The sequence below is a fragment of the Halosolutus gelatinilyticus genome (genome assembly GCF_023028105.1).
GTDB lineage: Archaea > Halobacteriota > Halobacteria > Halobacteriales > Natrialbaceae > Halosolutus > Halosolutus gelatinilyticus.
The window spans coordinates 180,569-207,137 of the sequence record NZ_CP095491.1; the positions used below are offsets into that span (position 1 = coordinate 180,569).

Annotated in this window: 27 protein-coding genes, 1 tRNA gene and 1 pseudogene; 17 read left to right on the top strand and 12 right to left on the bottom strand. The window is 65.0% G+C overall.

What is annotated here, in order from left to right; all coding sequences use genetic code 11:
* The first annotated feature begins 23 nt into the window (after positions 1-23).
* The 5 genes and pseudogenes from MUH00_RS00905 to MUH00_RS00925 form a co-directional block, all read left to right on the top strand.
* Positions 24-108: transfer RNA gene (locus MUH00_RS00905), tRNA-Leu, on the top strand.
* A gap of 852 nt (positions 109-960) precedes the next feature.
* Positions 961-1,548 carry a hypothetical protein gene (locus MUH00_RS00910; RefSeq protein ID WP_247001751.1) on the top strand — a complete coding sequence of 196 codons (588 nt, stop codon included), beginning with the start codon at positions 961-963 and terminating at the stop codon, positions 1,546-1,548.
* A 54-nt stretch (positions 1,549-1,602) separates the two neighbouring features.
* On the top strand, positions 1,603-2,052 hold the full coding sequence (locus MUH00_RS00915; protein ID WP_247001753.1) for a magnetosome magnetite crystal formation protein family: 450 nt from the start codon (positions 1,603-1,605) through the stop codon (positions 2,050-2,052).
* A 127-nt stretch (positions 2,053-2,179) separates the two neighbouring features.
* Entirely contained in the window at positions 2,180-2,755 is a 576-nt protein-coding gene (locus MUH00_RS00920) for an LURP-one-related family protein (protein WP_247001755.1), read from the top strand.
* Positions 2,756-2,856: 101 nt separating this feature from the next.
* A pseudogene (locus MUH00_RS00925) lies at positions 2,857-3,366 on the top strand (IS6 family transposase); the annotation flags it as partial.
* A 104-nt stretch (positions 3,367-3,470) separates the two neighbouring features.
* Here MUH00_RS00925 and MUH00_RS00930 read toward each other — a convergent pair.
* Entirely contained in the window at positions 3,471-3,890 is a 420-nt protein-coding gene (locus MUH00_RS00930) for a GlcG/HbpS family heme-binding protein (protein WP_247001757.1), read from the bottom strand.
* Positions 3,891-4,083: 193 nt separating this feature from the next.
* Between MUH00_RS00930 and dacZ the strand changes: the two genes are divergently transcribed.
* Together dacZ and MUH00_RS00940 are read left to right on the top strand one after the other, a co-directional pair.
* Complete coding sequence (dacZ, locus tag MUH00_RS00935; RefSeq protein WP_247001759.1) at positions 4,084-4,896, top strand: diadenylate cyclase DacZ; 813 nt, start codon at positions 4,084-4,086, stop codon at positions 4,894-4,896.
* A gap of 1 nt (position 4,897) precedes the next feature.
* A complete protein-coding gene (locus MUH00_RS00940; RefSeq protein ID WP_247001761.1) occupies positions 4,898-5,665 on the top strand; it encodes a mechanosensitive ion channel family protein in 768 nt (255 codons plus the stop codon).
* A 94-nt stretch (positions 5,666-5,759) separates the two neighbouring features.
* On the opposite strand, the gene MUH00_RS00945 is transcribed toward MUH00_RS00940, so the two are convergent.
* Complete coding sequence (locus MUH00_RS00945) at positions 5,760-6,584, bottom strand: nucleoside phosphorylase (RefSeq protein ID WP_247001763.1); 825 nt, start codon at positions 6,582-6,584, stop codon at positions 5,760-5,762.
* Positions 6,585-6,643: 59 nt separating this feature from the next.
* Here MUH00_RS00945 and MUH00_RS00950 point away from each other — a divergent pair, with 59 nt between their 5' ends.
* Both MUH00_RS00950 and MUH00_RS00955 read left to right on the top strand, forming a co-directional pair.
* Positions 6,644-7,084 (top strand): DUF488 domain-containing protein, encoded by a 441-nt coding sequence (locus tag MUH00_RS00950; RefSeq protein WP_247001765.1) that lies wholly within the window; start codon positions 6,644-6,646, stop codon positions 7,082-7,084.
* A 153-nt stretch (positions 7,085-7,237) separates the two neighbouring features.
* Complete coding sequence (locus MUH00_RS00955) at positions 7,238-7,567, top strand: hypothetical protein (protein WP_247001767.1); 330 nt, start codon at positions 7,238-7,240, stop codon at positions 7,565-7,567.
* A gap of 160 nt (positions 7,568-7,727) precedes the next feature.
* Here MUH00_RS00955 and cdd read toward each other — a convergent pair whose 3' ends face one another.
* From cdd to MUH00_RS00995, 8 genes are all read right to left on the bottom strand, one after another.
* On the bottom strand, positions 7,728-8,123 hold the full coding sequence (gene cdd, locus MUH00_RS00960) for a cytidine deaminase (protein ID WP_247001769.1): 396 nt from the start codon (positions 8,121-8,123) through the stop codon (positions 7,728-7,730).
* An 86-nt stretch (positions 8,124-8,209) separates the two neighbouring features.
* Complete coding sequence (locus tag MUH00_RS00965; protein WP_247001771.1) at positions 8,210-9,349, bottom strand: CaiB/BaiF CoA transferase family protein; 1,140 nt, start codon at positions 9,347-9,349, stop codon at positions 8,210-8,212.
* Between the two features lie 131 nt (positions 9,350-9,480).
* Entirely contained in the window at positions 9,481-10,527 is a 1,047-nt protein-coding gene (locus MUH00_RS00970; protein ID WP_247001773.1) for an ABC transporter permease, read from the bottom strand.
* Positions 10,520-11,773, bottom strand: coding sequence for an ABC transporter permease (locus MUH00_RS00975; RefSeq protein WP_247001775.1), 1,254 nt, complete (start codon positions 11,771-11,773; stop codon positions 10,520-10,522). Before MUH00_RS00975 ends, MUH00_RS00970 begins: the two co-directional genes overlap by 8 nt.
* Entirely contained in the window at positions 11,770-13,479 is a 1,710-nt protein-coding gene (locus tag MUH00_RS00980; protein WP_247001777.1) for an ABC transporter ATP-binding protein, read from the bottom strand. Before MUH00_RS00980 ends, MUH00_RS00975 begins: the two co-directional genes overlap by 4 nt.
* Before the next feature lie 4 nt (positions 13,480-13,483).
* Entirely contained in the window at positions 13,484-14,536 is a 1,053-nt protein-coding gene (locus tag MUH00_RS00985; protein WP_247001779.1) for a BMP family lipoprotein, read from the bottom strand.
* A 173-nt stretch (positions 14,537-14,709) separates the two neighbouring features.
* Positions 14,710-16,116, bottom strand: coding sequence for a phosphohexomutase domain-containing protein (locus MUH00_RS00990; RefSeq protein ID WP_247001781.1), 1,407 nt, complete (start codon positions 16,114-16,116; stop codon positions 14,710-14,712).
* Between the two features lie 185 nt (positions 16,117-16,301).
* Positions 16,302-16,937, bottom strand: a complete 636-nt coding sequence (locus tag MUH00_RS00995; protein WP_247001783.1) for a MaoC family dehydratase — start codon at positions 16,935-16,937, stop codon at positions 16,302-16,304.
* Between the two features lie 206 nt (positions 16,938-17,143).
* Here MUH00_RS00995 and MUH00_RS01000 point away from each other — a divergent pair, with 206 nt between their 5' ends.
* The 7 genes from MUH00_RS01000 to MUH00_RS01030 all read left to right on the top strand — a co-directional run bounded on the left by MUH00_RS01000 (position 17,144) and on the right by MUH00_RS01030 (position 22,762).
* Positions 17,144-17,455, top strand: a complete 312-nt coding sequence (locus MUH00_RS01000) for an AbrB/MazE/SpoVT family DNA-binding domain-containing protein (protein ID WP_247001784.1) — start codon at positions 17,144-17,146, stop codon at positions 17,453-17,455.
* Between the two features lie 21 nt (positions 17,456-17,476).
* Positions 17,477-17,962: a hypothetical protein gene (locus tag MUH00_RS01005; protein ID WP_247001786.1), complete on the top strand. Its 486-nt coding sequence runs from the start codon at positions 17,477-17,479 to the stop codon at positions 17,960-17,962.
* A gap of 44 nt (positions 17,963-18,006) precedes the next feature.
* Positions 18,007-18,558, top strand: a complete 552-nt coding sequence (locus MUH00_RS01010) for a poly(R)-hydroxyalkanoic acid synthase subunit PhaE (protein WP_247001787.1) — start codon at positions 18,007-18,009, stop codon at positions 18,556-18,558.
* Positions 18,555-20,123 carry a class III poly(R)-hydroxyalkanoic acid synthase subunit PhaC gene (phaC, locus tag MUH00_RS01015; RefSeq protein ID WP_247001789.1) on the top strand — a complete coding sequence of 523 codons (1,569 nt, stop codon included), beginning with the start codon at positions 18,555-18,557 and terminating at the stop codon, positions 20,121-20,123. The genes MUH00_RS01010 and phaC overlap by 4 nt, the downstream gene beginning before the upstream one ends.
* 214 nt (positions 20,124-20,337) lie before the next feature.
* Positions 20,338-21,081 (top strand): beta-ketoacyl-ACP reductase, encoded by a 744-nt coding sequence (locus tag MUH00_RS01020; RefSeq protein ID WP_247001792.1) that lies wholly within the window; start codon positions 20,338-20,340, stop codon positions 21,079-21,081.
* Between the two features lie 129 nt (positions 21,082-21,210).
* Entirely contained in the window at positions 21,211-21,999 is a 789-nt protein-coding gene (locus tag MUH00_RS01025) for a proteasome subunit alpha (protein WP_425603031.1), read from the top strand.
* 1 nt (position 22,000) lies between these two features.
* Positions 22,001-22,762 (top strand): archaeal proteasome endopeptidase complex subunit alpha, encoded by a 762-nt coding sequence (locus MUH00_RS01030; protein ID WP_247001794.1) that lies wholly within the window; start codon positions 22,001-22,003, stop codon positions 22,760-22,762.
* 31 nt (positions 22,763-22,793) lie between these two features.
* On the opposite strand, the gene MUH00_RS01035 is transcribed toward MUH00_RS01030, so the two are convergent.
* On the bottom strand, positions 22,794-23,807 hold the full coding sequence (locus tag MUH00_RS01035) for a Lar family restriction alleviation protein (RefSeq protein WP_247001796.1): 1,014 nt from the start codon (positions 23,805-23,807) through the stop codon (positions 22,794-22,796).
* A 473-nt stretch (positions 23,808-24,280) separates the two neighbouring features.
* Here MUH00_RS01035 and MUH00_RS22820 point away from each other — a divergent pair, with 473 nt between their 5' ends.
* The gene (locus MUH00_RS22820) at positions 24,281-24,415 is read left to right on the top strand and encodes a DUF7503 family protein (RefSeq protein ID WP_256464801.1); all 135 of its coding nucleotides are present in this window, start codon (positions 24,281-24,283) and stop codon (positions 24,413-24,415) included.
* A gap of 28 nt (positions 24,416-24,443) precedes the next feature.
* Here MUH00_RS22820 and MUH00_RS01040 read toward each other — a convergent pair whose 3' ends face one another.
* On the bottom strand, positions 24,444-26,555 hold the full coding sequence (locus MUH00_RS01040) for a hypothetical protein (RefSeq protein WP_247001798.1): 2,112 nt from the start codon (positions 26,553-26,555) through the stop codon (positions 24,444-24,446).
* Between the last annotated feature and the right edge of the window lie 14 nt (positions 26,556-26,569).

Below are 26,569 nucleotides of genomic sequence, written 5' to 3' on the forward strand. Positions count from 1 at the left end.
GATTCGAGAAAAGCGGGACGTGAGCGCGGGTAGCCAAGCCAGGCCAACGGCGCAGCGCTTAGGACGCTGTCCCGTAGGGGTCCGCCGGTTCGAATCCGGTCCCGCGCATTCTCCGCGAACAACGCCGTGAGCGGAGAATGCGGTCAGCGGTTTCGAACCCTGGGAGTCGCAGCGCGAACGAAGTGAGCGATCGTCTTCCTCCGGTTCGAATCCGGTCCCGCGCACTCAACCTCCTTCGCGTCTTGCGGTTTTGCTTGTGCCAGCAACCATGACAGCCAAGCAAAACGAACGCTGCGACAGTCAAATCGAAGCAGGACGCACCATCAAACTGGTTCCAGCGGCGAACGCCGAATACCTCAACGAACAGCAACACGCAGACTACGCAGACCACTGTCATCGATTCATCAATGGATGAGAACACGCGGGAAAACACCAGAGAAAGGGGAAGGGTACTCCGACTACACCGCGTATGAAACTGGATACCGCGCCGCGCGATTCGATCGGTGGTCATGGGACCGCGAAGATCGGTACTCGATCCCACCTGAGCCCGCGCTCGCAACTGAGTACATCGAAGAGGACGTCCTTTACCGGGATGTTTCAAATTCAACGAAAGGTAAAACGGAGGAGGCAATCGCTCGGTACTATATATATCTTGAAGACAATCACCCTGACTGTGAGTGGGATCACGACCAGAGATTCTCATCGAGCGACGACGACTCCCCACGAGACTATCTGACCCGGCGCGAACGTAGACTGGTCCGTGAAGCCGCACTTGAAACCGGAAGCTGGCGTGTAGCAACCACGGGTTGAGTTCGCCGTTTTCTTTGCTACACTTTTACGCATCGGTTCATCGAGTCGAATCACCGCTCTCTCACGATTTGATGGCCGCGAATTCGCGGTTCGCGGCCGCGAAATCCGCTCCACCCTTTATATGGATCACAGAATATACCTCGGACTACCGTGCCCGGCCTTCCGACTTGGATCGACGACCGAATCGACCGAAACCTCGACAATACGCTGACACAGGAGCATGTTGTCGAGACGATGATCGAATCAGATCGGCCATTCTTCTCGATTCGCCAGCTCCAAGCGCGTGTCAAGCCCGACGTTAGCAAGGCGACCGTCCGGAACCGGTTGAATGAGTTACAGGAAATTGACATCGTTGCCACTGAGACGTATCCTGAGTCAGTTACCCTGTACTACATCAACCATCCAGAGTCAAACTGGCCGTTGTCACCGGAAGGGAAGCGAGCCCTCACGACCGAGACCCCACTGGATCGGCTCTCCACACGCGGCTTCCTCACCATGTCGGATACGGCAGGAATCCGCACGCTCGTGCTCGCTGGCCTCCAACTCAGCCTTGTGCTGTTCGTATTCGGCGGCATTATAACCGTCATCGGGGCAGACATCAGCGGCACAGGAAGCGATATTGCCTTCTGGGATACGGCATTCGATGTACTGCTTGTGAGCCTCTTATTGCTCGTCACCGAACGCGCAGCTCGGTGGATTCGCAGACGTCACAGTCACAGGGAATCGCCTTTCAACTGACTGCGCTGATGAATCGATTAAAAGACACTTTAGACACTACAACACACGACACAAATGACATCAACAACATCCACTCCGAGTCCCGGCCCAGAATTGCTCACTGAACGATCCATCGGCGGGATCTTAGTCCACATATTCGCACTTGGGACTGGCATTATTGGTGCTGGACTCGTCTACTTTATCTCGAATAACGAGTTCACACAAACGAATGCCCGTAACGCATTAAACTGGCACGCATCAGTATTAGCCCTCACCATTATTGCTATTCTCGTGTTCATTCCCGGTGCTGACGAGCTAACGATTGGTGGTGAGGTAATGGAGTGGTCCCTGCTTCCCTCACCACTTGATACCGTATTTGCTCTCATCGGTATACTGTTACTGATCCTAGCGATACTTGCGTGGTTCCTTACAGGGATCTTTACACTGATTGCCACGGCCAAAGCGATCTTCGGTACTGCATGGGAATACCCGCTCGCACGCAAATTCGTTCAACGGTACACATGAACGTGGTGCTCTCACTTCATAATTGTCTAGATAGTGGCAATAGATGACATGCTACCGCCAGTATGGATTTAGAACCGGTAGATTCAAAGTGTATTAGGTCAATCTTCTTAGAAATAGATCTAAGATAATGGACCAAAATAATAAGTACAATATCGATAGAATAGATTTTACTGACGACTCCTATACCGTCGAGCAAAATCTAACCCGAAATAAGTACGAAGCTCTTGACTCGAACGGTGAGACAGTTCTTCAGGGAAAACAAGAAACTTTCAAGTTGAAAGAAAAATTCCCGTTCACTAATCCATCAGGAGAAGAAGTATTCACCATAGACGCCCAACAGGTGAGAGACGTTGCGGGCGACTACGTTCTTTCGGAATCAAAAACAGGAAAAGAGATCGTTATTCTAGATAATGATTATTCTATTATCCAGGATACATGGCGAATACGCGATGCAGAAACAGAAGATGTACTCGCTGAGATCAACTCACGAAAATTTGTGGACCTATTCCGGAATGGTCTATTGGGGAATTTAATTCCACATAAATACGAAATAACAGATGGAGACGGCGGTCATGTTGGTTCGATATCCGGACAGATATCGATGAAGGATCGCTATGAGATTAAGATAGATAATACTATCAACGTCCCCAAAGAGCCAATTGTAGCGGCTGCAATGGTGATTGATGCAATTCAAGAAAACTGATTAGGTACTCTGGATTCATTCACATAATAGCGGGACTATCTTCAGGCTACTATCTAGTTGAGGGAGCTTGAGAAGTGAGCAGGTCGTAGTGAGTGGTGTCTATGACACTCGAAGATCTGCTCACAGAGCGCTTCGACATGGATTGTGATGAGGTTTGGGAGAACGAGCGCACCCCGAATACCCTGACGGGTGTCGCGGTGCGTCTCTATTCGATGGGATTGTCGGTAAGAGGAGTCGTCGCAGTCCTCGAATTACTCGGCATTGACCGATCTCACGGCGCAATTTGGAGTTGGACGCATACGCTGTCAGAGTCCCAGAGCGACCCGCCGACAGCGGAGCCGTCGCGGGTCGCGGTCGATGAGAAACAGATCGAGGTCGGTGGTGACAAGAAATGGCTGTACGCCGCGATCGATACGGAATCAAAGCTCTTGCTCGAAATTGGCGTGTTCAGCCGCCGCGGGGTCGGTCCCGCGGCGGCGTTTCTCCATCGACTCGACGAGAAACACGACATCGGCGAGACGGAGTTTCTCGTTGATGCTGGCGGCTATCTGACTGCCCTTGCGCGTCGAGAATTGAACGGTCAGCTCGATTACAGCGAGCGGCACCAGATCCACAACAAGGGTCGGGAGTCGGCCCACGTCGTTGGGCACGACTTTGGTGGCTTTGTCGCTTGGAACGTCGCCCTCCGGCACCCATCCACGGCCGATCGACTGCGCTAGGCGGTGCGTTCCTCGAACTCGTCGAGGCCGGCCTCCGCGACGTCCATGTCCTGTTCGACGGCGCCGCCGCTGACGCCGATCGCGCCGACGAGGTCGCCGTCCCGGGAGAGTGGATAGCCTCCGCCGAAGATGACGATCCGGCCCTGGTTGGTGTGCTGGACGCCGTAGAGGGATTCGCCGGGCGTCGCCGGGTCGGCCAACTCGTGGGTCGGCGTCTCCAGGGCGGCCGCCGTGTAGGCTTTGTTCCGCGAGATGTCGACCGAGGCGAGCCACGCGCCGTCCATCCGGTGCTGGGCGATCAGGTTGCCTTCGTCGTTCGTGATTGCGATCACCATCGGGTTGTCGATCGCCTCCGCTCGTCGCTCTGCGGCGGCGATGAGGCGTTTCGCAGTGTCGAGGCTGAGTGGGTCGGTCACGTACCAACTCGACGGGTCGAGGGCAACGGTGCTGTGCCGTCGAATGCCTGCATCGGTGTGGTGATACGAAGACCGGGCGATCGCCGACGGGTCGCGAGGGCCGCGAATTTCGGCCGCTCGAAACCTGAGCGCGAGACGGCGGACGTCAGACGCTCCAAAACGCTTATTCGCGCGGGAGCAACTTGTATGAGCAATGGCCGGATTAGACGACGTGTTCGGGGATCTCTTCTCGAGTGTCGATGCCGTCATGCTCTTTTCGCCGAGCGGGTCGTACTACGAGCGATTCACGGGACTCGAAGACCTCGACGTGATCGTCGTCGGGACGGAAAACGGCGTAGGCGCCGAGACGTTCGTCGAGCTGCCGCTCGCGTTCGACGACGTCTCAGAGCGGATCCGCTTCGGCATCGAGGGTGGCCTCGGACAGGACGTGATCGAGGACGGCGACGTGATCGCGTGCGCGATGAGCGTCTTCGGCGGCGAGATCGATACCGTCTCCAGGGTTCGCGCCGACGGAGATCAGCACACGGGCATCTACGATCTGTTCGCGAAGTCCCGCGCGGAACCCGAGGTGATCAAAGCGGTGCTCGAACTGGCGATCGAACTCGGGAAGAAAGGACAGAAGGGGAAACCCGTGGGCGCGCTGATCGTCGTCGGCGACGCGGGGAAGGTGATGAACAAGTCGCGGCCGCTCTCGTACAACCCCTTCGAGAAATCCCACGTCCACGTCGGCGATCCGATCGTGAACGTGATGCTGAAGGAGTTCTCGCGGCTCGACGGCGCGTTCGTCATCTCCGATGCGGGCAAGATCGTCTCGGCGTACCGTTACCTCGAACCGTCCGCGGAGGGGGTCGACATCCCGAAGGGGCTGGGTGCGCGACACATGGCCGGCGGTGCGATCACCCGGGACACGAACGCGATCGCGATCGTGCTCTCGGAAAGCGACGGGCTCGTCCGCGCGTTCAAGGCGGGCGAGCTCATCCTGGAGGTCGATCCGGAGGCGTACTGATATGGTAGAGTGGCAGACGCTGATCGACGAGCCGGCGGTCATCGCGGCGGCGGTGCTGGCGCTCGGCCTCGTCATCGGCTTTCTCGTCGGACGGCTGAATAAGGAGTTACTCTCGGCGTCGGGCGTGCCGGACGCCGTCGAAGGGACGCCGTTCGAGCGGACCGCCCAGTCGCTCGGCACCTCGACGGTCGACATCGTCGCCCGGCTGAGTTCGTGGTTCATCTACGGCATCGCCGTCCTGACGGCGATCCACATCGCTCAGTTGCTCGACACTGACGCCTTCTGGCTGCGCGTGACGAGCTACATCCCGCAGGTGTTCATCGCCATCCTCGTGCTCATCCTCGGATTCATCGTCGCGGACAAATCGGAACTGGTGGTCAGCGAGTACCTTCGAGGGGTGAAACTCCCGGAAGTGTCGGTGATACCGAAAATCGTCAAGTACACCGTGCTCTTCGTGGCCTTCGTCATCGCGCTGGGACAGATCAACGTCTACGTCGTGCCGCTGTTGATTCTGCTGACGGTGTACACGGCCGGAATCGTCATTATCGGGGCGATCACGTTCAAAGACTTCCTCATCTCGAGCGCGGCCGGCATCTACCTGTTGCTCAACCAGCCGTACAGCATCGGCGACGAGATCACGATCGGCGACCAGTCCGGGATCGTCCAGGAGGTCGACCTGTTCGTCACGAAGATCGAAGACGACTCGGAAGAATACATCGTCCCGAACCGCCGGGTGTTCGAGAACGGCATCATCCGGGACCGAGAGTAGGCTGCTACTGGCGTTCGATCGGCTGGCGGGGGCCGCCGGTTCGCGCGAGCAACTGATTCGCGGGAGCGGCCAGCGGGCGTCGCCACCGACGGCGTTACTCGTCGATCGAGAGCCCGGCGTGCCAGTGATCGACGCCAGCCTCGCGCTTTTTGGCGTCCATCTTCGCGAGCAGGTGGGTCGCGAGGGTCGCCGTCTCGGCGGCACGAGACTCGCCCTCCGTCCGGAACTCACCGGTCTCGCGGTTGGCGTAGACGGTACAGACCGCGCCCGCCCGGAGCCCGTAGACGGTCGCGATCGTGAGGATGGCGCTGGCCTCCATCTCGATGTTTTTGACGTTGGCCTCGGAGAGCTGGTCGACGAGGTCTTCGGCCCAGGCGGCCTCGAAGCCCTCGTAGCCCGGTCGCCCCTGCCCCGCGTAGAACGAATCCGCACTCATCGTCACGCCGGTGTGGTAGTCGTAGCCGAGCCGTTCGGCGGCTGCGACGAGCGCCGAGACGACCTCGTAGTCCGCCGCCGCAGGGTAGTCCTCGCGGACGTACTCGTCGCTGGTCCCCTCCTGGCGGACCGCGCCGGTCGTGATCACGAGGTCGCCGACGTCCATCTCGGCCTGGATCGCCCCGCAGGAGCCCACTCTGATGAACGTGTCCGACCCCGCGCGGGCGAGTTCCTCGACGGCGATCGCGGCCGAGGGACTGCCGATCCCGGTCGAGGTGACGGAGATCGGCGTCTCTCGGTACCGGCCGGTCGCCGTTCGGTACTCGCGATGGTGGGCGACGATCTCGTGATCGTCCCAGTGGGCGACGATCTTCTCGAGGCGTTCGGGGTTCCCCGGCAGGAGGACGGTATCGGCGACGTCCTCGGGGCCGACTTCGAGGTGGTACTGCACGTCGGCGTTCGGATCTTCGCTGTGACCAGTCATCGAATAGCGGCGATTGGAGCCGACACCTGATATAAATGCGGGGCGCGCGTAGCCCGCGTATGGGAGATGCGACGCTTTCGGACACCTACGTCGCCGCAATCCAGCACGACCGGGCCGACGTCCCGCCGAACGTGACGCTCGTCGGCGTCGTCCGGAATCCGACGCCGTGGTTCCACGCGGCCGTCGACGAGAACGTCCCCGAACTGGGGCCGCCGCGGAGCCTGCTCGACTCGACGAAAGACGCCGAGGAGGACCTCAAGATGCAGGGGCTCTGCGAGGAGGGCGCGCACAACGCCGCCTGGGATCGGGTCGGATTCGACGATCGGTACCGCGAGCACCTCGACGAGTCTTCGGAGGCGCAGGCGGCGATCGAATCGCTGGCGGATCGGCTCGAAAGCGGCGAGTCGATCGCCCTCGTCTGTTTCGAGAACACGGACAAGAAGCGGTGTCACCGAACGATCCTCCGCGATCGGCTGGAGGGGAGTACGGACATCGCCTAGTCCCGGTTTCGACTCGGGCGGGTCGATCCGATCGAGCGGTACATCTGCGTACTGAGCAGCGGATATGCATCGGGAACGGGTACCCTCACTTCGTTTTGAACGGGCGACGAATCGTCCCTCCTCTTTTTAACCCCTCAAACATATAATTTATCTATGTCGTCACAACACTCGTTCATCGACGATGTCGGACTCCGGGATACCGGCTTTGCACTCGCCTGGCTTCTCGCTCTCGTCTTCCTCATTCCCATCCAACTCGCTTCGATGATCGGTTTTGACGAAACTGGGCTCGACACGCTCTCACCCGATTTCGTCTTTATGGCCGTCGTTCCCGCTTTAATTCTCACCTTGTTCCCCACCCTCGTCGCTCGACACCTTTACACCCGTGGAACAACCCGTATTATCGCTATCGTCGCTTTCGTCGTCTTCACCGCTGTCGCTGCTTATACGTCACAGTTCTACGGGCTTTGCGGTCCGAACTGTTGAGTTTTGTTGCGTATCTCCCCAGTACTGATCGCCCGCAGAAGCTACGTCGGCCTGTACGACCCGGCGCAGATCAGCATCTCGTGGGTCCCTCTGCGTCGACTACTGACTGAAGCCGATCGCGTTCGACGGAGTTCACCCAGCAGTGCAGGACCGATCGCCCCTAGTCGAGCATATCTTCCGTGATCGTGTTCGGCAGTAGTTCGCCGAGCGTGTACTCCGAGACATCGCCCTCGCCCTTGTCGCAGATCACGATCAGATCGTCGTCGCAGAACTCCGCGAGCGTCTGGCGGCACATCCCACAGGGGGTGACGCCGTCCCGCCGATCCGAACTGACCGCGATTCGAGAGAACTCGCGGCGACCGTTCTTTACCGCCTCGGCGATCGCGACTTCCTCGGCGTGGAGGCTGTTGCTGTAGTTCGCGTTCTCCAGGTTGCAGCCGACGAATACCTCCCCGTCGGCCGTCTCGAGGGCGGCCCCGACGCGGTACTCGGAGTAGGGGACGTGCGCCTGCGACTGGATCTCCCGGGCGGCGGCGACGAGTTCCTCTGCGGTCATGTCAAGGGGTATCCCGGGTTCGGAAAAGAAAGTACCGACCGGCCGTCCGCGATCGATCGCTCGTGGCGATCGCGATCGGCCTCCGCCTACTCCTCCAGCAACGCGTCGATCGCCGCGTCGTCGTAGCCGGCGGATTCGAGAATCGATCGCGTGTGCTCGCCGTGATCGGGTACCATCGCCGGGGCGTCGGACGCCGCCGAGACGGGCGAGAGGATCGCCGGCGACTCGCCCCGACGGACCAGCTCCCGATCGGCGAACTGCGGGTGATGGAGCGCTTCCGCCGGCGTCAGCACGGGCGCGATCGGAATCTCCGGCTCCGCGAACTCGACCCACTCGTCGCGGGGACGATCGACGAAGATCGCTTCGAGTTCTTCTCGGAGCGCGGCCTGTTCCGCTTCGTCGATCGTCCCGTGGAGGGAGACGAGGTCCGATCGGTCGATCGCCTCGCAGAACGCCCGCCAGAACGTGGGTTCGAGCGCCGAGAGCGTAACGTAGCGATCGTCGGCGGTCTCGTAGACGTTGTACCAGGGATAGCCGCCGGTGAGCAGGCCGTCGCCCGGCCGGGGGTCGTCCCCGGAGAGGGCCGGGAACGCGACGGCCTGCGAGAACGACAGGGCCGCGTCGGAGAGCGAGCAGTCCAAGTAGGTCCCGCCGCCGTCGCCGAGTTCCCGATCCAGCAGCGCCGAGACGATCGCGAACGCCGCGAACAGTCCGCCGGCCATGTCCGCGACGGGGTAGCCCGGAATTCTGGGTCGCTCCTCGGTATCCGATCGCGTCACGTCGAGCAGGCCCGCTAGGCCGACGTACCCTAGGTCGTGGCCGGCGTGGTCGCGGTACGGCCCGTCCTGGCCGTAGCCGGAGAGCGAGCAGTAGACGATATCGGGGTTGCGATCGCGCACGATCTCGTAGCCGACGCCGAGCCGATCGGCGACGCCGGGGCGAAAGCTCTCGATCAGGACGTCCGCGTCCTGGACGAGTCGCAGGAGCGCCTCCCGCTGGTCGTCGGCTTTCAGGTCCAGCGCGACGCTTCGCTTCCCGCGATTGACGGCCTCGAAGATCGCGCCGGCGCCGTCCTCGGTGAACGGGGGCAGGTGTCGCGCGTAATCGCCGCGATCGGGATCTTCGACCTTGATCACGTCGGCGCCGAGGTCCGCGAGCAACTGGGTGGCGTACGGGCCGGGGAGGAGCCGCGTCAGGTCGACGACGCGAACCGCGTCGAGGGTCATACGATCGGTCACGGTTGCGGGACACTTTACTGTCAGTGCGGTTCTGCTGTAAACAGCTGTGGGAAATCCGAATCTATCGCTACCGTAGCGAATAGACGTATTCCAAATACAGTCCACAAATCGAATCGCGATCAGTCTTCGCCGGACTCGTAGTGGTCGCCGGCGGCTGCCGGGAGGCGGGTCCGACCGACGAAGACGAGCACGACGATGACCGTCACGTACGGGATCGTCCGGATGAGTTCGGACGGGATGGCGTAACCCGCCGTCTGGAGTCCGTTTTGCATCGAGTTGAGCCCGGCGAAGAGGAACGAGCCGAGCAGCGCGCCGATCGGGTGGTAGTTCGCGAGCAGGTAGGTCGCGATCGCGATGAAGCCGCGGCCGCCGATCGCCGTGTCGCCGCCGCCGGCGAACGTGCCGAGGTGGCCCAGCGCGAAGCCGGCGCCGCCGAGGCCGGCGAACACGCCCGAGAGGAGTACCGCGGCGTACCGGACCTTGCGGACGTCGACGCCGGCCGTGTCCAGGGCCTTCGGGTTCTCGCCGCTGGCGACGACCCAGCGCCCGAACGTCGTCCGGGAGAGCACGTACCAGCCCGCGGCCGCCCCGAGAAGCATGATGTACACCTGCGGCGGCGCGTCGAACAGCAGGTGGCCGACCAGGGGGAGCTCCGACAGCACCGGGACGGTCACGGCGCCGAAGCGTGTAATGTTCGCGGTGTTCGGACTGCCGAAGACGATCCGCGAGGCGAACGGCGCGAGCCCGAGCGAGATGAGCCAGACCGCGAGCCCCGCGATGATCTGGTCGGCTTCGAACTCGATGCAGACGATCGCGAAGACCAGCGCCAGCAGGACGCTGGCGAGCACGCCCGCGAGCAGGCCCCACCACTGGTTCGAGAGCCCCATCGTCGCGGCGCCGTCGCCGAGCCAGTGGACGGCGATGATCGAACTGAACGCCGACACGATGAGCAGCCCCTCGATCCCGATGTTGATGACGCCGCTCTTCTCGGCGAAGATGCCGCCGATCGCGGCGAGCGCGATCGGAACGGCCAGTCGCAGCGTCGCTGCCTGCCAGCTCGCGGGGGTGAGCCACAGGAACGCGAGCAGGAGGACGAGCCCGCCGATCGTCGCTTCGACCGGGCGACGGGCGGCCCGTTCGCGCGCGTTGTGCAGCGCGTTACGCATCGTCCGCACCTCCGTCGGCCCCGGCGGTGCCGCCGTCGGCTCGCACGGGCTCCGGCGATCCGACGTCGACGTACCGACGGCCGAGCAGCCGGAAGAACTCCGGCATCGCGACGAAGAGGATGATCAGGCCGGAGAGGATGCCGACCAGTTCCGGCGGGACGTTCGTCGCGGTCCCGATCGATCGCTGCCCGCTCTTGATGACGCCGAACAGGAGCGCCGCGGCGCCGACGCCGATCGGGTTGTTGCCCGCCAGCACCGAGACGGCGATCCCGTCGAAGCCGATCGACGGGACGTTCTCGCGCCAGCTGCCGTGGACCATGAGCACCCAGAACGCGCCGGAGATGCCGCCGAGCGCCCCGGAGAGGGTCATGCTGGCGACGGTCATTCGCTTCTCGTCGACGCCGCCGTAGGCGGCCGCCGCCGGCTGGATGCCGCTGGTCCGCAGTTCGTATCCGAACGAGGTTCGCGCGAGCAGCCAGGCGATCCCGAGGATGAGCGCGACGGCGAAGCCGAGCGCGAGCAGCGAGAAGTCCATCCGCTCGAAGCCGACGTGCGGAATCGTCGGGATCTCGGCGTACTCGGGGACCGACCTCGTCTTCGAGGTGCTGCTGTTCGGGTCCTGGAACCGCCAGGAGAGCAGCGTCGACGTGACGCCGACGGCGACGAAGTTGAGCATGATCGTCGTGATGACCTCGTTGGCGTCGGCGTAGGCCTTCAGAATTCCCGGTATCGCGCCGTAGAGTCCGCCGACGACCGCGCCGGCGAGCACGCCCAGCGGGATGAGGACGATCGTCCCGACGAAGCCGCCGGGGACGATCGCCGCCGCGTAGACGACCGTGACGGCCGTCGCGAGCCCGCCGATCACGAGCTGGCCCTGGGTTCCGATGTTGAGCAGGCCGGCGCGGAACGCCACCGCGACCGACAGCCCGGCGAAGATCAGCAGCGTCGTCTGCTGGAGCGTGGTCGCGAGCCTGTAGTTCGTGGGGCTCCAGCCGCCCTCGAGCGGATGGCCCAGCGCGCCGAGGAACAGCTCGTAGTACACCTGCATCGGGTTGTAACAGAACGTCCGGCCGGCGAGATCGAGTCCGGCCCGACAGGAGGCGAACCCCCCCGAGACGAACACGAGCACGCCGCCGACGAGGACGGCGGCCAGCAGCGCCGCGAGGCTGATGACGATCCGTTCGAGGACTGAGGCTCGGACAAGCCGTTCGAGCAGTCGATCGAGCCGCTCTTTCGGCGCGCTCATCGGGCCTCACCCCCGGCGTCGGTCGGCTCGCGGTCGGCGCCGGAGCCGCCGGTACCGCCCGCGTCGCCGGTATCGACGTTGTCGCCGGACTCGCCGCGATCGTCCCCGGGCCGCTGGCCGGCCATGCGCAGGCCGAGTTCCTCCTCGGTCACGGCGTCGGGATCGGTGACGTCGATGAACTCGCCCTCGTAGATGACCGCCAGCCGATCGGACAGCGAGCGGACCTCGTCGAGTTTCGAGGAGACGAGCAGGATCGCGACCCCCTCGCGGCGAAGCTCCAGGAGCCGATCGTGGATGAACTCTGTCGAGCCGATGTCGACGCCCCGGGTGGGGTGGGTCGCGACGACCAGCGACGGGTCGCGTTCGAACTCGCGCCCGACGATGAACTTCTGCTGGTTCCCCCCGGAGAACGATCGCGCGGCGGCGTCGGCGTCCGGCGGGCGGACGTCGTAGGTCTCGATGATCTCCTCGGCGTGGTCGCGGACGCCGGCCCAGTCGATGCGGTCGCCGTCGGCGAACGCCGCCGATCGCTGGCTGCCGAGGACGCCGTTCTCGACCAGGTCGAACGGCATCACGAGCCCGCGCTCGTGGCGGTCCTCGGGGACGTACGCCATCCCGGCCTCGATCCGATCGCGCCGGGACCAGTCGGTGACGTCGTCGTCCCGGTAGCTGATCGTCCCCGTTTTGGGGATCCGCAGGCCGGTGATCGCCTCGACCAGTTCGGCCTGCCCGTTGCCGTCGACGCCGGCGATGCCGACGATCTCGCCGGCCCGGACGTCGAGGTCGATCCCGGAGACGACCTCGACGCCGCGGGCGTCTTCGACCGTGACGTTCCGCGTCGAGAGCACGACGTCGCCCGTCTCGGTCGGTTCGGATTCGGCCTCGAGGATCACCTCCCGGCCGACCATGCGCTCGGCCAGGTCCTCGCGGCTCGTCGCGCCGGGGTCGACCGTTCCGACGGACTCCCCGTCCCGGAGGACGGTGATCGCGTCCGCGGCGTGGGTCGCCTCCTCGAGTTTGTGCGTGATGAAGATGATCGTCTTCCCCCGGTCGGTAAGCTCCTCGAGGACGTCGTAGAGCCCCTCGACCTCCTGGGGCGTGAGGACGGCCGTCGGTTCGTCGAGGATGAGGACGTCGGCTCCCCGGTACAGCGCCTTGAGGATCTCGACGCGCTGTTGCACCCCGACGCTCAACTCCTCGACGGTCGCCCCCGGATCGACGTCGAACCCGTACCGATCGCAGAGGTCGCGGATCTCGCGCTCGATGCGATCGCGGTCGACCGCCATGCCGAACCACTTCGTCGGTTCGTCCCCCAGCGCGATGTTCTCGGCGACCGTCATGGGGTCGACGAGCATGAAGTGCTGGTGGATCATCCCGATGCCGGCGTCGATCGCGTCCCGGGGCGAGTCGAACGATCGCGCCTCGCCGTCGACGACGACGCGGCCCTCCTCGGGTTCGTAGAGCCCGTAGAGGACGTTCATCAGCGTCGTCTTGCCGGCGCCGTTCTCGCCGAGGAGGGCGTGGACGGTGCCCCGTTCGACGCGCAGATCGACGTCGTCGTTGGCGACGACGCCGGGGAACCGCTTGGTGACGCCGTCCATGTGCACGGCGAGATCGCCGTCCGGAGCCGTCCGGTCCGCGGATCCGTCTCCCGCCCCCGTGCTCGATCCCGTCCCGCCCGTCGTTCCCGTTCCCGACTCGGTCATGCGGTTACAGTTCGCTCGGGACGTCGATCTCGCCGTCGATGATCGCCTGTTTCGACTCCGCCACCTGATCTTTGATCTCCTGGGGGATCTGGTCGCCGAGTTCGTCGCCGTAGACGGTGCCGACGCCGTCCTGCTCGAGGCCCAGCGTCTCCGTCTGACCGCCTTCGAACGCGTCGTCGACGACGGACTCGATCGCCGAGTAGACCGCGGTGTCGACGCGCTTGACCATGCTCGCGAGGATGACGTCGGCGAAGTCCGGGTTGGACATCGACTGGTCGTCGTCGACGCCGATCGCGAACCGCCCTTCCTCCTGGGCCGCCTGGAAGACGCCGATGCCGGTTCGGCCGGCCGCGTGGAAGATGATGTCCGCGTCCTGGTCCTGGTACATTGATCGGGCGGCCTCCTGTCCACGGGCCGTGGCGTTGAAGTCGCCGATGTACGAGGAGACGACCTCGGCGTCCTCGTTCGCGTACTCGACGCCCGCCTCGAACCCGGCGTGGAACGACTCGATCAGCGCCGTTTCGGTCCCGCCGACGAAGCCGACGACGTTCGCGTCGGGGTTCGTCTCGCCCGCGCCGGCCGAGAACTCCTCGGTGGTGAGCAACCCGGCCAGATGGCCGACCTGGAACGAGCCCTTCGGTTCGCCGAAGACGTAGCTCCGGACGTTGTCCGCGTCGACGACGGCGTCGACGATGGTGAAGTTCTGGTCCGGATACTGCTCGGCGTTCTCGATGAGGGCCTCCTCCTGGGCGTAGCCGATGCAGTTGATGAGGTCGTAGTCGCCGGATTCGGCGAAGCCGCGCTGTGCGTCCTCGAACTCGCCTTCGTTGTCCGGCTCCGTCTTCTCGTACGAGAGGTCGAATTCCTCGTTCGCCCGCTGAAGGCCCTGCTGGGCCATGTCGTTGAACGAGTCGTCGCCGAGGCCGCCGGTCGCGTACACCATCCCGATCTGGACGTCCGACTCGGTGCCGGCCCCGAACCCACCGACGCAACCTGCCAGTGCCGTGAGTCCAGCAATCGCGCTCCCCTTCAATACTGTCCGCCGATCTCGTACCATCGGGCGGACTAGCGTAAACCACTGATTTATACCTATCGAAACATATTTATCTTAAATAGCCGTTTCGGGCAGCTCATCGTCCAGCACGACCGCGAAACCGATCGCGGACTGACGCCGACAATCGATCGGCTGGTCGTGGTCGATCGCCGCGCGAGACGATCGAGCGTCGGCACCTACGCCGCGGTGACGTCGTCGACCGTCGCCTCGACGAGCTCGCCGGCCTCGTCGGTCAGGGCGTCGACGTCGTCGCTCTCGGCGTAGAGCCGGACGTACGGCTCGGTTCCGCTCGGTCGGACGAGGAGCCAGGACGCGTCGTCGAACTCCAGGCGAACGCCGTAGTCGGTGTCGACCGACGCGCCGGGGAACGCGTCCGGGAGGGCGGTTTCGAGCGCGGTCATCACGTCGGCCTTGGCCGCGTCGGGACAATCGACGCTGACCTTTCGGTAGGGGCGTTCGGCGACCGGCTCCCGAAGCGCGTCGGTATCGCCCGCGTCGGCGACGAGCGCGGCGATCGCGGCGGCGCTCGTGATCCCGTCGATCCAGCCGCCGAACGCGGTGTGGACGTGCTTCCACGGCTCCGCGGCGAAGACGACTTCGGTGTCCGCGGCGCCGACCTCCCGTTCCCTGGCGATCCCCTCGTGGAGCGCCCCGAGTCGAACCCGCTCGACGCGACCGCCCGCCGCGCGAACCCGCTCGTCGATGCGGGCCGAGGCGTTCGGCGTGGTGACGACGACGGGATCGGCGGCCTCGCTCTCCGCGGCGTAGTGGGCCGCGACGACCGCGAGCACGGTATCCTCGTGGATCACCGCCCCGTCGGGATCGAGCACGACGAGCCGATCGGCGTCGCCGTCGTGCGCCACCCCGAGGTCGAACGACCCCGCGGCGAGGAAGTCGGAGAATTCCGACAGCGTCTCGGGGGTCGGTTTGCTCGGGCGGGCGGTGAAATGGCCGTCGACCGACGCGTTCACCGCGGTCACGTCGGCGCCGAGCCGATCGAGCACCTCCGGCGTGGCCAGCGCGCCCATCCCGTTGCCGCAATCGACGGCGACGGAGAGCCCCGCAAGCAGCCGATCGGTGGACGACTCCGCGCTCGCCGCCGATCCCGTCGCTCCGAACGCTTCGCGGACGTACGCCACGACGGCGTCGCGGTACTGTTCGAGGACGTCGAGCCGGCGCGACGACCCCCACTCGTCCCACCGCGCGAGCGCGGGCCCGGAGCCCGCGACTCGATCCTCGATCGCCCGTTCGGCGTCCCGATGGTACTCGACGCCGTCGGCGAAGAGTTTGATCCCGTTATCCGCCGGCGGGTTGTGACTCGCGGTGAGCATCACCCCGCGACGGCTCCGCGAGGCGAACGCGAGCGCGGGCGTCGGGACGACGCCGACGCGACGAACGTCCGCGCCCGCGCTTTCGAGGCCGGCCTCCATCGCCGCGGCGAGTGCAGCTCCCGTTTCCCGGCCGTCCCGGCCGACGACGAACGTCGCGCCGGGTTCGCCGGCGGCCTGTCCGACTTCGAGGGCGAGAGACGGGGGTACCTCCTCAACTGGCCCGCGAATTCCGGCGGTCCCGAACAGTGTCATGGTGGCTCGTTTCGCGAGGAACTACTTATATTTCGGAGAAGGTCACTCGTCGGCCGATCGCGCCGGGTACGACGTGTCTGGCGGTCGCTACCGCGCGGTGAGCCAGGAGCAAATCGCCGGCGTCGAAGCCGCCTCGAGCCGCCGGCGCGGGGAACGCGAGAATCGAGCGGTTCCGATCGACGCGGTTACTCGGGGAGGTCGTCGATCAGGACGACCGCTTCGCCGTCGATCACCGTCGTGTCCTCGTCCTCGTTGCGGATGATCGTCTCGAGGCGGAACTGATCGTTACCCAGGTCTTCGACGACTTCGACGCGCGCGGAGACGCGATCGCCGATGGCGACCGGGCCGACGAATTCGAGATCCTGCGAGAGGTAGATGGTGAGTCCGGGCAGGCGAGCGAGCGCGGAGCTGATGAGTCCGGAGACCAGGGTCCCGTGGACGATGCGCTCGCCGAACCGCGTCTCGGCGGCGAACTCCTCGTCGAGGTGGAGTCGGTTCGTGTCGCCGCTGATGTGGGCGAACGCGCGGACGTCCGCTTCCGTCAGCTGCTTCTCGAAGGTGACGGCGTCGCCGACGCCGATCTCGTCACGATCGTCGACGGTCCGGTCGAACTGCCAGTCGAGACTCGAGTGATCGATCGACGGGATGGAGGCGGGAACGGTGTTGGAATCCGAACGATCCGAGCTCCCGGTCGGTGGCAACATCGCGGAGACGGCGGCCCGGTTTGCGGCGGTCGCGCTCTGCAACAGATGCTGCGTCATTTCCGACCAGGCGGTCGTAAGGGCGACGAAGTTGCTTCCCCCAGTGTTCTGCTGAGACATCTATCCGCGGGTATGTGTGGGGGGGTTATGACTTCTTTGGCTGAAGCAATCCACTCTTTAAGGCGTCGAGACCGGCGCTCGGCAGGTTTCCGGGCGATTTGGCGATCGGCCGTGGTCGATCGTTCCGACCCAAACTGAACCAATTGATGGCATTAGATGGAATTTGAGGGTAAACTTTATCCGTTCGGGGCACCTCGGTACGGGTGATGACGGACGACTCCGACCGATCGCTCTGGTTCCCGCCCGCGATGTTCGCCGAGCAGATGCAGGAGGCGGGCGAGCAGGTCGCCGAATCCCAGCAGGAGATGATGAAACGGCTGATGCAGGCGTCGTCGAACCCGCTCGACACCGCGTCGGCCTTCGGGCCGATGAACATGGGGACGGCGACGTTCAAGGCTCGCGTCCAGAGCGGCGGTCGGATCAGCATTCCCGGTCCCGAACGGGAGGCCCTCGACATCGAAGAGGGCGATATCGTCCAGACGATCGTTGTCCCGGTCAAACGCGACCGAGACGACTAACCACACCCACACCACGTAACCATGACACAGAACCCGATCCAACCCGTCTTCGACGCACAGCGCACCGCGGTCGAACAGTCCCAGAACCTCACCCACGACGCCCTCGAGGCCCAGAAGACCTCGATCGGCGCCGTCGCCGACGCCGTCCAAACGTCGGGCGCGCTGTTCGAGTCCAACGCCGAGTTCACCCGCGGCGCCATCCACGCCTACTTCGACGCCGTCGAGGCGTCGCTCCCCGAGGACGTCGCCGACTTCGACGACGCTCGTGAACTCGTCGACGAGGGCTTCGACGCCGCCACCGAGGCGCAGTCCCAGTCGCTCGAGGCGCTCGTCGAAGCGATCGACGAGTCCGAAGCCGCCTACGACGAGTTCGCCGACAACTACTCCGAGGTCGTCGACTCCTCGTTCGACGCCTTCCTCGAGGCCCACGAGCAGGTCGAGCAGAACGTGACGGCCGTCGCCGAAAACGTCGAGGACGCCGCCGACGAGTTCGACGTTTCGGCGTAATCGCAGGCGCAGTTTTTTCACTCGAACGCCACCACTTTTCACCAATGGCAGACTCACAGCAGCCCCAGACGCAGAACTGGAACGACTTCGTCGAACAGTGGAACGAACGATTCCTCGACGCGCTCGAGGACAACATGGAGGCCCAGGCCCGGTTCGTCGAGAGCTGGTCCGAAACCGTCGGCGAGATAAGCGAAGAGAACGAACTCTCCGACGGTGTCGAGGGGTACGCCCGCGCCTACGAGACGTGGATGAACGCCTCCCAGCAGATGGTCGATCGGACGAACGACGCCCTCGAGGGCGAGGACGTCGACATTGAGGAGTTCCGCGACATCTGGCTCAACACCGCCAACGAGGCGTTCAAGGAGGTCATGTCGACGACGGCCTTCGCCCGGATGACCGGCGAAACCGTCGGCGACGTCCTCGAACTCCAGCAGCAGGCCGACGAAGCCGCCGAGGAGACGCTGCACACTCTCGGACTCCCGACCGAGAGCGACATCGTCGAAGTCGGCGATCGGCTCGTCGAACTCGAACGTCGCCAGCACGCCGTCGAGCAAAAACTCGACCGTGTCCTCGAACACATAGAAGACGAGCAATGACGAATCCATTCACAACCGTCCTGGATATGCAACGCCAGGCCTGGGAACAGGCGGCCGACGTGGCCGAGAAAACCCGGGTCGCCCCCGACCGGACCGAAACGGTCGAGAACGTCGACGTCGGTCAGACCCCGAGCGAAGTCGTCTACGAGGAGAACAAGCTCGAACTCCTCCACTACGAGCCCCGGACCGAGGAGCAACACGACGTGCCGATCCTCGTCGTCTACGCGCTGATCAACAAGCCGTATATCCTCGACTTGCAGCCGGATCGATCGGTGGTCGGGACGCTGCTCGAGGCCGGTTTCGACGTCTACCTGATCGACTGGGGCGAGCCCTCGATCCTCGATCGATCGCTCACGCTCGACGATTACGTCGACCGGTACGTCGACAACTGCGTCGACGCCGTCCGCGAGCGCTCGGGCCAGGACGCGATCAACATCCTCGGCTACTGCATGGGCGGAACGATGTCGGCAATGTACGCCGCCCTCTACCCCGAGAAGGTCCGCAACCTCGGCCTGATGGCCGCCGGACTCTGCTTTACCGGCGATGGCGGCGTCCTCGAACTCTGGGGCGCCGACGAGTACTACGACCCCGAAGTCGTCACCGAGACGTTCGACAACGTTCCCGCGGAGTTCCTCGACGTCGGCTTCGCGCTGATGGATCCCGTCGCGAACAACCTGACGAAGTACGTCAGGTTCTACGACAACATGGAAGACGGGGACTTCGTCGAGAACTTCGCCCGGATGGAGCGCTGGCTCAGCGAGGGGATCGACGTCGCCGGCGCCGCCTACGAGCAGTTCATCGAGGACATCTACCAGGAGAACAAGCTCGTCGAGAACGAACTCTACCTGGACGGCAAACACGTCGACATCACCGAGATCGACATGCCCGTCCTCCAGATCGTCGCCGAATACGACCACCTCATCCCGCCGGAGGCCTCCAAGCCGTTCAACGACGCGATTCCCTCGGCGGACACCGAGATCATGGAGTTCGCGACGGGCCACATCGGCATGTCCGTCTCCTCGCGGAGCCACGCCGAACTCTGGCCCGACGTCTGCGAGTGGTTCGAGGAGCGATCCGACGGCGAGGACGCCGTCGACGCCGAACCCGCCGCGCCCGAACCCAAGGAGGCGGACGCCGCGCTCGCCGAGGACGTCGAGGGCGACGAAACGGGCGTTGCGGATGCGACCGACGGCGGCGCGCGATCGGAAGGCGGCGTGCAGGCGGAGGGCGAACACCTGAGCGACGAGGCCCGATCGGACCGGGAGATCGCGGAACGCGCCACGGACGACGTCCAGGAGGAACCCGCCGAACCGGGCGAGATGACCGTCGACGATGACCTCGCCGACGACATCACCGACGAGGACGTCTCCGACGCGATCGAGGCCGAAACCGACGATCTGACGGACCTCACCGGCGTCGGCCAGGCGTACGCGGAGGATCTCTCGGCGGCGGGCATCGAAACGTTCGACCAACTGGCGAACGCCGACGCGGCCGAACTCGCGACCGAAACGAGCATTTCACCCAGCCGGATCGAAGGCTGGATCGAACAGGCGACCGAGAAGTGATCGCGACCGCGACGCCCCTCGATTTCTCTCTCCCTCTCACCCGGTTCTCGTCCCGACGGTCTCGAACGGCAGCGTTCGGCGGCCGCGGCTCCCCCGACGCCGATCGGCTGGAACCGATCGTCGACCGGGAGCGGGCCACCGGAGCCGTCGCCACGGCAGTACGTCCTGTCATTCCACGGGTCGTTATATAGGACCGGAGGTGCAACGTTCACGTATGTCCATGGAGGGGCGCACCTGCGTCATCACAGGCTCGGCACGCGGCATCGGGCGAGGGATCGCCGAATACCTCGGAGAGGAGGGCGCGAACGTCGTGATCAACTATCGATCGTCGGAGGGATCAGCACACGACGCCGTCGAGGCGATCGAAGCGTCGGGCGGACGGGCCGTCGCGGCGCAGGCCGACGTGACGAAACGCGAGGAAGTCGAGCGCATGCGCGAGGTGTGCCACGAGGCGTTCGGTCCGGCCGACGTCCTCGTGAACAACGCCGGCATCACGGCCGACGTCCAGTTCACGGACATGTCGCGGGAGGAGTGGGACCGCGTCATGGACGTCAACCTCGGCGGGACGTTCAACTGTACGCAGGAGTTCTACGACGACATCTGGAACGCCGACGAGGGGCGGCTGATCAACATCTCCAGCGTCGTCGGCAAACAGGGGAACTTCGGACAGGCGAACTACGCCACGGCGAAAAGCGGCATGTTCGGCTTCACGCGGACGATCGCGCTCGAACTCGCCCAGGGTGGGTCGACGGCCAACTGCGTCGCGCCCGGCTTCACTCGGACGGACATGTTAGAGAGCGTCCCGGACAAGGTCCTCGATCGGATCATCGCGGGCATCCCGCTCGAACGACTGGCGGAGGTCGAAGACATCGCCGCGGTCGTACGCTTTCTCGCCAGCGAGGACTCCTCGTACGTCACCGGCGAAGTGATCGACGTCAACGGCGGGATGGACCTCTGATCGGGGGTGGACGCCGGTGCAGTACGGCGTGACCGTCGATCGTCGACGGCCGAACCGAGTTCGTACGCCCGCCCGGCTAAAATATATTTTAGCTAACAGTTATTCCGAGCCGTCCCGTCTCTTCCGTCGATGGAACACGCAACACACGATCCCACGGCACCGGGCTGGAGGGACGCCGCTGTCGGCGAGCGGGCGGTCGACCGCTCCTCGTCGGCGCACCGATCGATCGACCGGAGCGGAACGACCGACGACGGCATCGTCGAGACCGGGACGACGACGCTCGGCGCCGTCGGCCACGGGGGCGTCGTGCTGGCGGCCGACACGCGGGCGAGCATCGGCGGCGGTCGGTTCGTGACGAACCGCGCGGTCCAGAAGGTCGAGGCCGTCGACGAGCGAACGGCCGTCGCCTTCGCGGGCGGCGTCAGCGACGCTCAGTCGTTCGTGCGCCACCTTCGCGCCGACCTCCGGGTCTACGAACTGCGCCACGACCGCTCCGCGTCGGTCGAGACGGCGGCGACGGTGGCCGGAGACCTGCTCCGGCGCGGTCCGTACCGGATCCTCGACCTCGTGCTCGCCGGCGTCGACGACGAGCCGGCCGTCTACCAGATCGGCCCCGGCGGCGGCGTCATGCGAAGCGAGTACGCGGCTAGCGGCAGCGGCAGACAGCTCGCCTACGGCGCGCTCGAGAGCTTCTACGAGGCCGACCTCCCGCTGTCGGACCTGCGATCGATCGCCGCGACCGCCGTCCGAGGTGCGACCGAACGCGACACCGCGAGCGGCGACGGGATGACGATCGCGACGATCACTTCCGACGAGTTCGAACTGGCGCAGTACGACGGCGTAGAGCGCGCGATCGCGGCGACCGAGGAGGGCGGACCCGCCGACGCGGCGGGCGACGGAACCGAGGAGGTGGCCTGAGATGGAGTCGAGCGCCCACCAGCAGGCCTACGATCGCGGCAGCACGATCTTCTCTCCCGACGGGCGGCTCTACCAGGTCGAGTACGCCCGGGAGGCAGTCGAACGGGGGTCGCCGAGCGTCGGCGTCGTCACCGACGACGGCGCCGTTCTCGCCGCCAGAAAGCGGCTGCGATCGCCGCTGCTCGAGTCGACGACCGTCGAGAAGATCCACCGCATCGACGATCACCTGGCGATCGCGTCCGCCGGCCACGCCGCCGACGCGCGGCAACTCGTCGACGTCGCCCGCCGGGTCGGCCAGCAGCACCGCGTCCGCTACGGCGAACCGATCGATACGCGAGCGCTCGCGACCCACGTCGCCGATCACGTCCAGGAACACACCCAGAGCGGCGGCTCGCGGCCGTACGGCTCAGCCCTGCTCGTCGCCGGGATCGATCGTGGAGGTTCGGACGGGGCCGGCGGTCGGCCGCGGCTCTTCGAGGTCGACCCGAGCGGGACCCCGTACGGTTGGCGGGCGACGGCGATCGGCCACGACGCGGCCGCAGTCAGGGGATTCTTCGAGGATGAACTGGCCGACGGTAGCCGGAGAGACCTCCAGCAGGGAACCGCGGTCGCGCTCGAGGCGCTCGATCTGACGACTGACGACGACCTCGCACCGGCGGCCCTCGACGCGTGGACGCTCGACGCGACGTCCGCAACCGTCGCGCCGCTCTCGGACGACGACCTCGAAGGCGCGCTCGAAGAACTCGACGACGAGGATCGATAGCGCGGCGACGGCCAGAGTCGGGGATCGGCCGTCAGTCGGTCGTCTCCTCGGCCGCCCGCTGGACGTCGACCACAGTCAGTCGCTCGTCCACGTAGAGCGCGAGCACGTCCGAGTCGAGTTCGACGACGACGCGAACGGCGAGCGGCTCCTCGGAGAGCACCCGCTCGGCCCACTCGTGCCCGACGTTCCAGATCGGCCGATCGCGGACGGCCTCCCCGCGCTCGTGGTAGAACGAGACGATCGCCGGGTGCTCGAGCAGCGCGAGCGAGACGGGACAGCGGACGGCCGTTCCGCAGGACCCGCACTCGAACTCGGCCTGGACGTGGGTCGCGAGCTCTTCGGGGAGCGCGTCGGCGACGTCCGCCGACGGCGTGACGAGCCCGGCGGTAACCGCGCCGCTGCAGTCCGGACAAACTCCGTCCCGAAACAGGGCGAGTCGGTGGCGGTGATGGCGGTCGAAGGCGGCGGGGAAGTCCCGACCGTGGGCCTCCAGCCCGGCCGGCGGGAACCCGAGGCGCAACAGCGCTCGGTCGCAGTCGTCGCAGGCGACCGTCACGACGTTATCGGTCGATCGGGCTTCGAGGGCCGCCCCGTCGCAGAACGGGCAGGGATCGTCGAGAGGGACCGGAGGGAGATCGACCCTGCGAGTGTACGTGCCGGTAGCGATCGCCCGGGCGATCCGCTCGCCGGCGTACGTGAGTTCGTAACCGTCGTCGTACTTTCGCAGGTAGGGTCCGACGAGTTGCTCGAGGTGGTAGGCGAAGCCGGCGGACGTGTCGACGTCCGAGTCCTCGAACAGTTCGGAGAACGGAGTCCGGGACCGGTTCTCGCCGTCGGTCCGATCGAGCATCGTCTCCAGGATCCCCATCCGGATCTCGTTCCCGAGCGCCTGGAACGCGTCGCTGGGCTCCGAGACGAGTTCGGCTCGCCCGGCGGTCGACTCCGTCGGCTCCGCCGCGCTCGCCGGTTCGACGGCGGCGTCCGACTCGCTTCGGTCCGGCTTCGGTGATCCGGCCGCTACCTCGTCCGCGTCCTCGGACGGCATGAGTCGCCGTAGGCCGCGGAGAAAAAAGTAGCTTCCGCGCGAACGGGGCGTCGATGCAGTGACGGGAGGGCGGCGGCCGATACCGGATCGCCGCTTCAGTCCGCCAGATCCGCCGCCGCGAGTTCGGAACCGGGCGCTCCCGATCGGCGCCTGGACGATCGGATGCTCGATCCCGATCGTCTCCCCGAGTTTCGTTTGGAGTGTCATCTCGATCGAGCTGCACCCGCGAAACGGGACCGTTTCGGTGCCCCTAACGGTCTCGATTTCCGACGCGAGTCGTATCGACCCCCAGTTCGATGTCCGGCCGCGTGAGGCGTTCTCACGGCCGCGATCGACTTCACATCGCAGTAGTATCGAATTATGTTGACGTAATTCGGTCTTTCCAGTTTACTCGCAGCGAGTAATCACAAGTGATTTTGTACAGTCACGATTACGATACATTTATTGTGTTCGCATACCGTTCGTAGCATGCAATGTCCGAAGATAACAGCAGCTTACTGGCGCACATCACCGAAAACCCGCGGCTGATCGGCATCCTGTTCGCGATCCTGCTTGCGCTCTCGCAGGCTGGATCGGCAGCGGCCGCCGCCGGCGGAACCACCTACTGAAAGCGTACAACTGTAATTTTCGCAGGAATTAGCGGTCGAAGACGTCGACCGCGTCCGTCCACCCGGCCGACCCGTCGAAGACGAGAGGGAGGTCCTCGAGACGAAGGTACTGGGTTAGTTCGTCCGCTTCGACCGCGAAGGTGGGCAGCGCCCCGCCGGTCAAAAAGTGCGAGTCGACGTCGTCGAGGTACGGGATGTACATCGCTCCCATCCCCGCCTCCACCGTCGGATAGGTTTCGGCTACCAGATCGTACCGGCCGTCGTCCCGCGAGTCGACGCGAAAGCGAACCGGCGTCCCGCCCTCGCTCTGTGCGACCTGCGCGGAACCGTCGCCGACGACGAGGTATTGCGTGCCGACGATTCGATGATCGCGAGCGATGACGAGCGCCGATCGAAGGGAGAACCCGGCGTTCAGCAGCCGCGCGATCGACCGTCCGATCGCCGTCGCGTCCTCGTTGCCGACGTCGCTGTGCGTGACGATTCCGCCGACGCTTCCGCCCTCGACCAGCCTGATTCCTTGCTCGTAGGAGGTACAGCCGTTGAGGAGGAACGCGTGGGGACCGATCCGATCGACGTCGGCCGCGTTCACCCGGCCGTCGTGACAGATGAACGCGTCCGACTCGCTGTGGCCGATGTAGTGCAGAAAGTCGGTGTCGGTCGCGAGGACGTCTTCGAGTTCCGCCGTGGCGAGATCGTAGTGAACCGTGACGTCGAACGGTAGTTCGTGGCGGTTACCGTACAGCGATCGATTCGCGTCGTCGTACTCGGCGCTCATCGCCGGATCGTTACAGACGACGGTGATCTCCACCTCGTCGGACGGCCGCCCTCGTTCGATGCGGTGTTCGAACCCGCAGTCGAGCAGGTGGTTCGCGCCGACGGGCCGTTCGTCACCGAGCCACGCGATCTCCAGGGAGTCGGTGTCCGGGAGCGAGACGTAGGACGCGTCGGCGGGTTCGGGTCCTTCGCTCGATCGCCTCGTCGTCCCGACGGCGGTATCCGCCGGTGCCCGCGACGATCTGAAGAACTCGTCGATACCGGGAGCCGCCGCGGCCGGTTCCGGCGTCGACGATCGGCCGACCGCCGATCGAATCAACGAGAGTTCGTTGACGACGAACGGCAGCGAGGTGGCGTTGTGCGGGGCCGGGGTCGCGTACGTTACGAGTCGCCAGGACGGGACGAGGTCGGCGAGGTCGGCGTACGGGACCGACAGGTACGTCTCCAGTCGGTCGGCGGGCGACGCGTCGTACGCCGCCCGCCAGTCGACGTCGAGTCGATCGTCGAGCACGTCGCGCTCGTGGAGGGCGATCCGATAGAGCCCTTCGGTCCTCGCGACGCAGTCGAGCAGGAAACACCGCCCGAGGACCCGTTCCACCTCGTCTTCGAAGTCGCGACCCTCGCCCGAGAGCGGGTACGTCCGATCGGTTCGCGTGACGATCTGTGGCTCCGGTCCCGGCTCGAGGGTCGCCCCGAGATAGTACGCGAGGGTGCTCGCCGCGTAGACCGTCGATCGCTCCGGCGGGAGCTCGATCCGAATCCCGGTTTCCGGCGCGGAGAGTTCGTCGGGGATCCGGAGTTCGCCGCCGAGTTCGAGCCGGGGCGGGTGCCCGCGGAGGGAGGGGAGCGAGCGCTCCGGCGAGAGCGTCTTCAGCGCGGAGCCGAACGTCGAGACGGCCGCCATCAGATCGGCCGGGTCGGCCGTCGTCGTCACCGTCGTTTCCGGACGGCGGTGGTTCGAGCGCGCGCCGATTTCCAGGCGGCGGCGCTCGTCGAACTCGATCCGCATGTGATCGGTCGAGGACGCGATCGTCACCGGCCCGCCGACGCGGACGTAGATCTTTATCGGCGCCATCAGCTCCAGCACGTACTCGCCCGGCGGAAGCTCCTCGTAGGCGAAGTGCTCGGCTTCGGCGACTAGTTCGCCGTCGGCGACGTCGCGAACGTACACCGCGACGACGAACGGGAGCGTGATTCGATCGGTCTCGATCGTCGTCGCGCCGTCGACCGGGAAGAGGAACCGGTCGTCATCAGCCGGTTTCGGATCGACCGCGCTGCGGGTTCGGAGCGGGAACTGACGGCCCTGAATCGGGTCGTGAACGACGATTCCGCTCGTGCCGTTGGCCGGTCGAAACGTCGGTTTCATAGGAGTCTCTTGGG

What these genes read in the sequence shown, in the direction of transcription:
- phaC (WP_247001789.1), top strand. Translation starts at nt 18,555, where the DNA reads ATGACGAATCCATTCACAACCGTCCTGGATATGCAACGCCAGGCCTGG.
- MUH00_RS00995 (WP_247001783.1), bottom strand. Translation starts at nt 16,937, where the DNA reads ATGTCTCAGCAGAACACTGGGGGAAGCAACTTCGTCGCCCTTACGACC.
- MUH00_RS22820 (WP_256464801.1), top strand. Translation starts at nt 24,281, where the DNA reads ATGTCCGAAGATAACAGCAGCTTACTGGCGCACATCACCGAAAACCCG.
- MUH00_RS00980 (WP_247001777.1), bottom strand. Translation starts at nt 13,479, where the DNA reads ATGACCGAGTCGGGAACGGGAACGACGGGCGGGACGGGATCGAGCACG.
- MUH00_RS01010 (WP_247001787.1), top strand. Translation starts at nt 18,007, where the DNA reads ATGGCAGACTCACAGCAGCCCCAGACGCAGAACTGGAACGACTTCGTC.
- MUH00_RS00945 (WP_247001763.1), bottom strand. Translation starts at nt 6,584, where the DNA reads ATGACTGGTCACAGCGAAGATCCGAACGCCGACGTGCAGTACCACCTC.
- dacZ (WP_247001759.1), top strand. Translation starts at nt 4,084, where the DNA reads ATGGCCGGATTAGACGACGTGTTCGGGGATCTCTTCTCGAGTGTCGAT.
- MUH00_RS00990 (WP_247001781.1), bottom strand. Translation starts at nt 16,116, where the DNA reads ATGACACTGTTCGGGACCGCCGGAATTCGCGGGCCAGTTGAGGAGGTA.
- MUH00_RS00965 (WP_247001771.1), bottom strand. Translation starts at nt 9,349, where the DNA reads ATGACCCTCGACGCGGTTCGCGTCGTCGACCTGACGCGGCTCCTCCCC.
- MUH00_RS00955 (WP_247001767.1), top strand. Translation starts at nt 7,238, where the DNA reads ATGTCGTCACAACACTCGTTCATCGACGATGTCGGACTCCGGGATACC.
- MUH00_RS00985 (WP_247001779.1), bottom strand. Translation starts at nt 14,536, where the DNA reads ATGGTACGAGATCGGCGGACAGTATTGAAGGGGAGCGCGATTGCTGGA.
- cdd (WP_247001769.1), bottom strand. Translation starts at nt 8,123, where the DNA reads ATGACCGCAGAGGAACTCGTCGCCGCCGCCCGGGAGATCCAGTCGCAG.
- MUH00_RS01020 (WP_247001792.1), top strand. Translation starts at nt 20,338, where the DNA reads ATGTCCATGGAGGGGCGCACCTGCGTCATCACAGGCTCGGCACGCGGC.
- MUH00_RS00970 (WP_247001773.1), bottom strand. Translation starts at nt 10,527, where the DNA reads ATGCGTAACGCGCTGCACAACGCGCGCGAACGGGCCGCCCGTCGCCCG.
- MUH00_RS01025 (WP_425603031.1), top strand. Translation starts at nt 21,211, where the DNA reads ATGGAACACGCAACACACGATCCCACGGCACCGGGCTGGAGGGACGCC.
- MUH00_RS00975 (WP_247001775.1), bottom strand. Translation starts at nt 11,773, where the DNA reads ATGAGCGCGCCGAAAGAGCGGCTCGATCGACTGCTCGAACGGCTTGTC.
- MUH00_RS01005 (WP_247001786.1), top strand. Translation starts at nt 17,477, where the DNA reads ATGACACAGAACCCGATCCAACCCGTCTTCGACGCACAGCGCACCGCG.
- MUH00_RS01040 (WP_247001798.1), bottom strand. Translation starts at nt 26,555, where the DNA reads ATGAAACCGACGTTTCGACCGGCCAACGGCACGAGCGGAATCGTCGTT.
- MUH00_RS00950 (WP_247001765.1), top strand. Translation starts at nt 6,644, where the DNA reads ATGGGAGATGCGACGCTTTCGGACACCTACGTCGCCGCAATCCAGCAC.
- MUH00_RS00940 (WP_247001761.1), top strand. Translation starts at nt 4,898, where the DNA reads ATGGTAGAGTGGCAGACGCTGATCGACGAGCCGGCGGTCATCGCGGCG.
- MUH00_RS01000 (WP_247001784.1), top strand. Translation starts at nt 17,144, where the DNA reads ATGACGGACGACTCCGACCGATCGCTCTGGTTCCCGCCCGCGATGTTC.
- MUH00_RS01035 (WP_247001796.1), bottom strand. Translation starts at nt 23,807, where the DNA reads ATGCCGTCCGAGGACGCGGACGAGGTAGCGGCCGGATCACCGAAGCCG.
- MUH00_RS00920 (WP_247001755.1), top strand. Translation starts at nt 2,180, where the DNA reads ATGGACCAAAATAATAAGTACAATATCGATAGAATAGATTTTACTGAC.
- MUH00_RS00915 (WP_247001753.1), top strand. Translation starts at nt 1,603, where the DNA reads ATGACATCAACAACATCCACTCCGAGTCCCGGCCCAGAATTGCTCACT.
- MUH00_RS01030 (WP_247001794.1), top strand. Translation starts at nt 22,001, where the DNA reads ATGGAGTCGAGCGCCCACCAGCAGGCCTACGATCGCGGCAGCACGATC.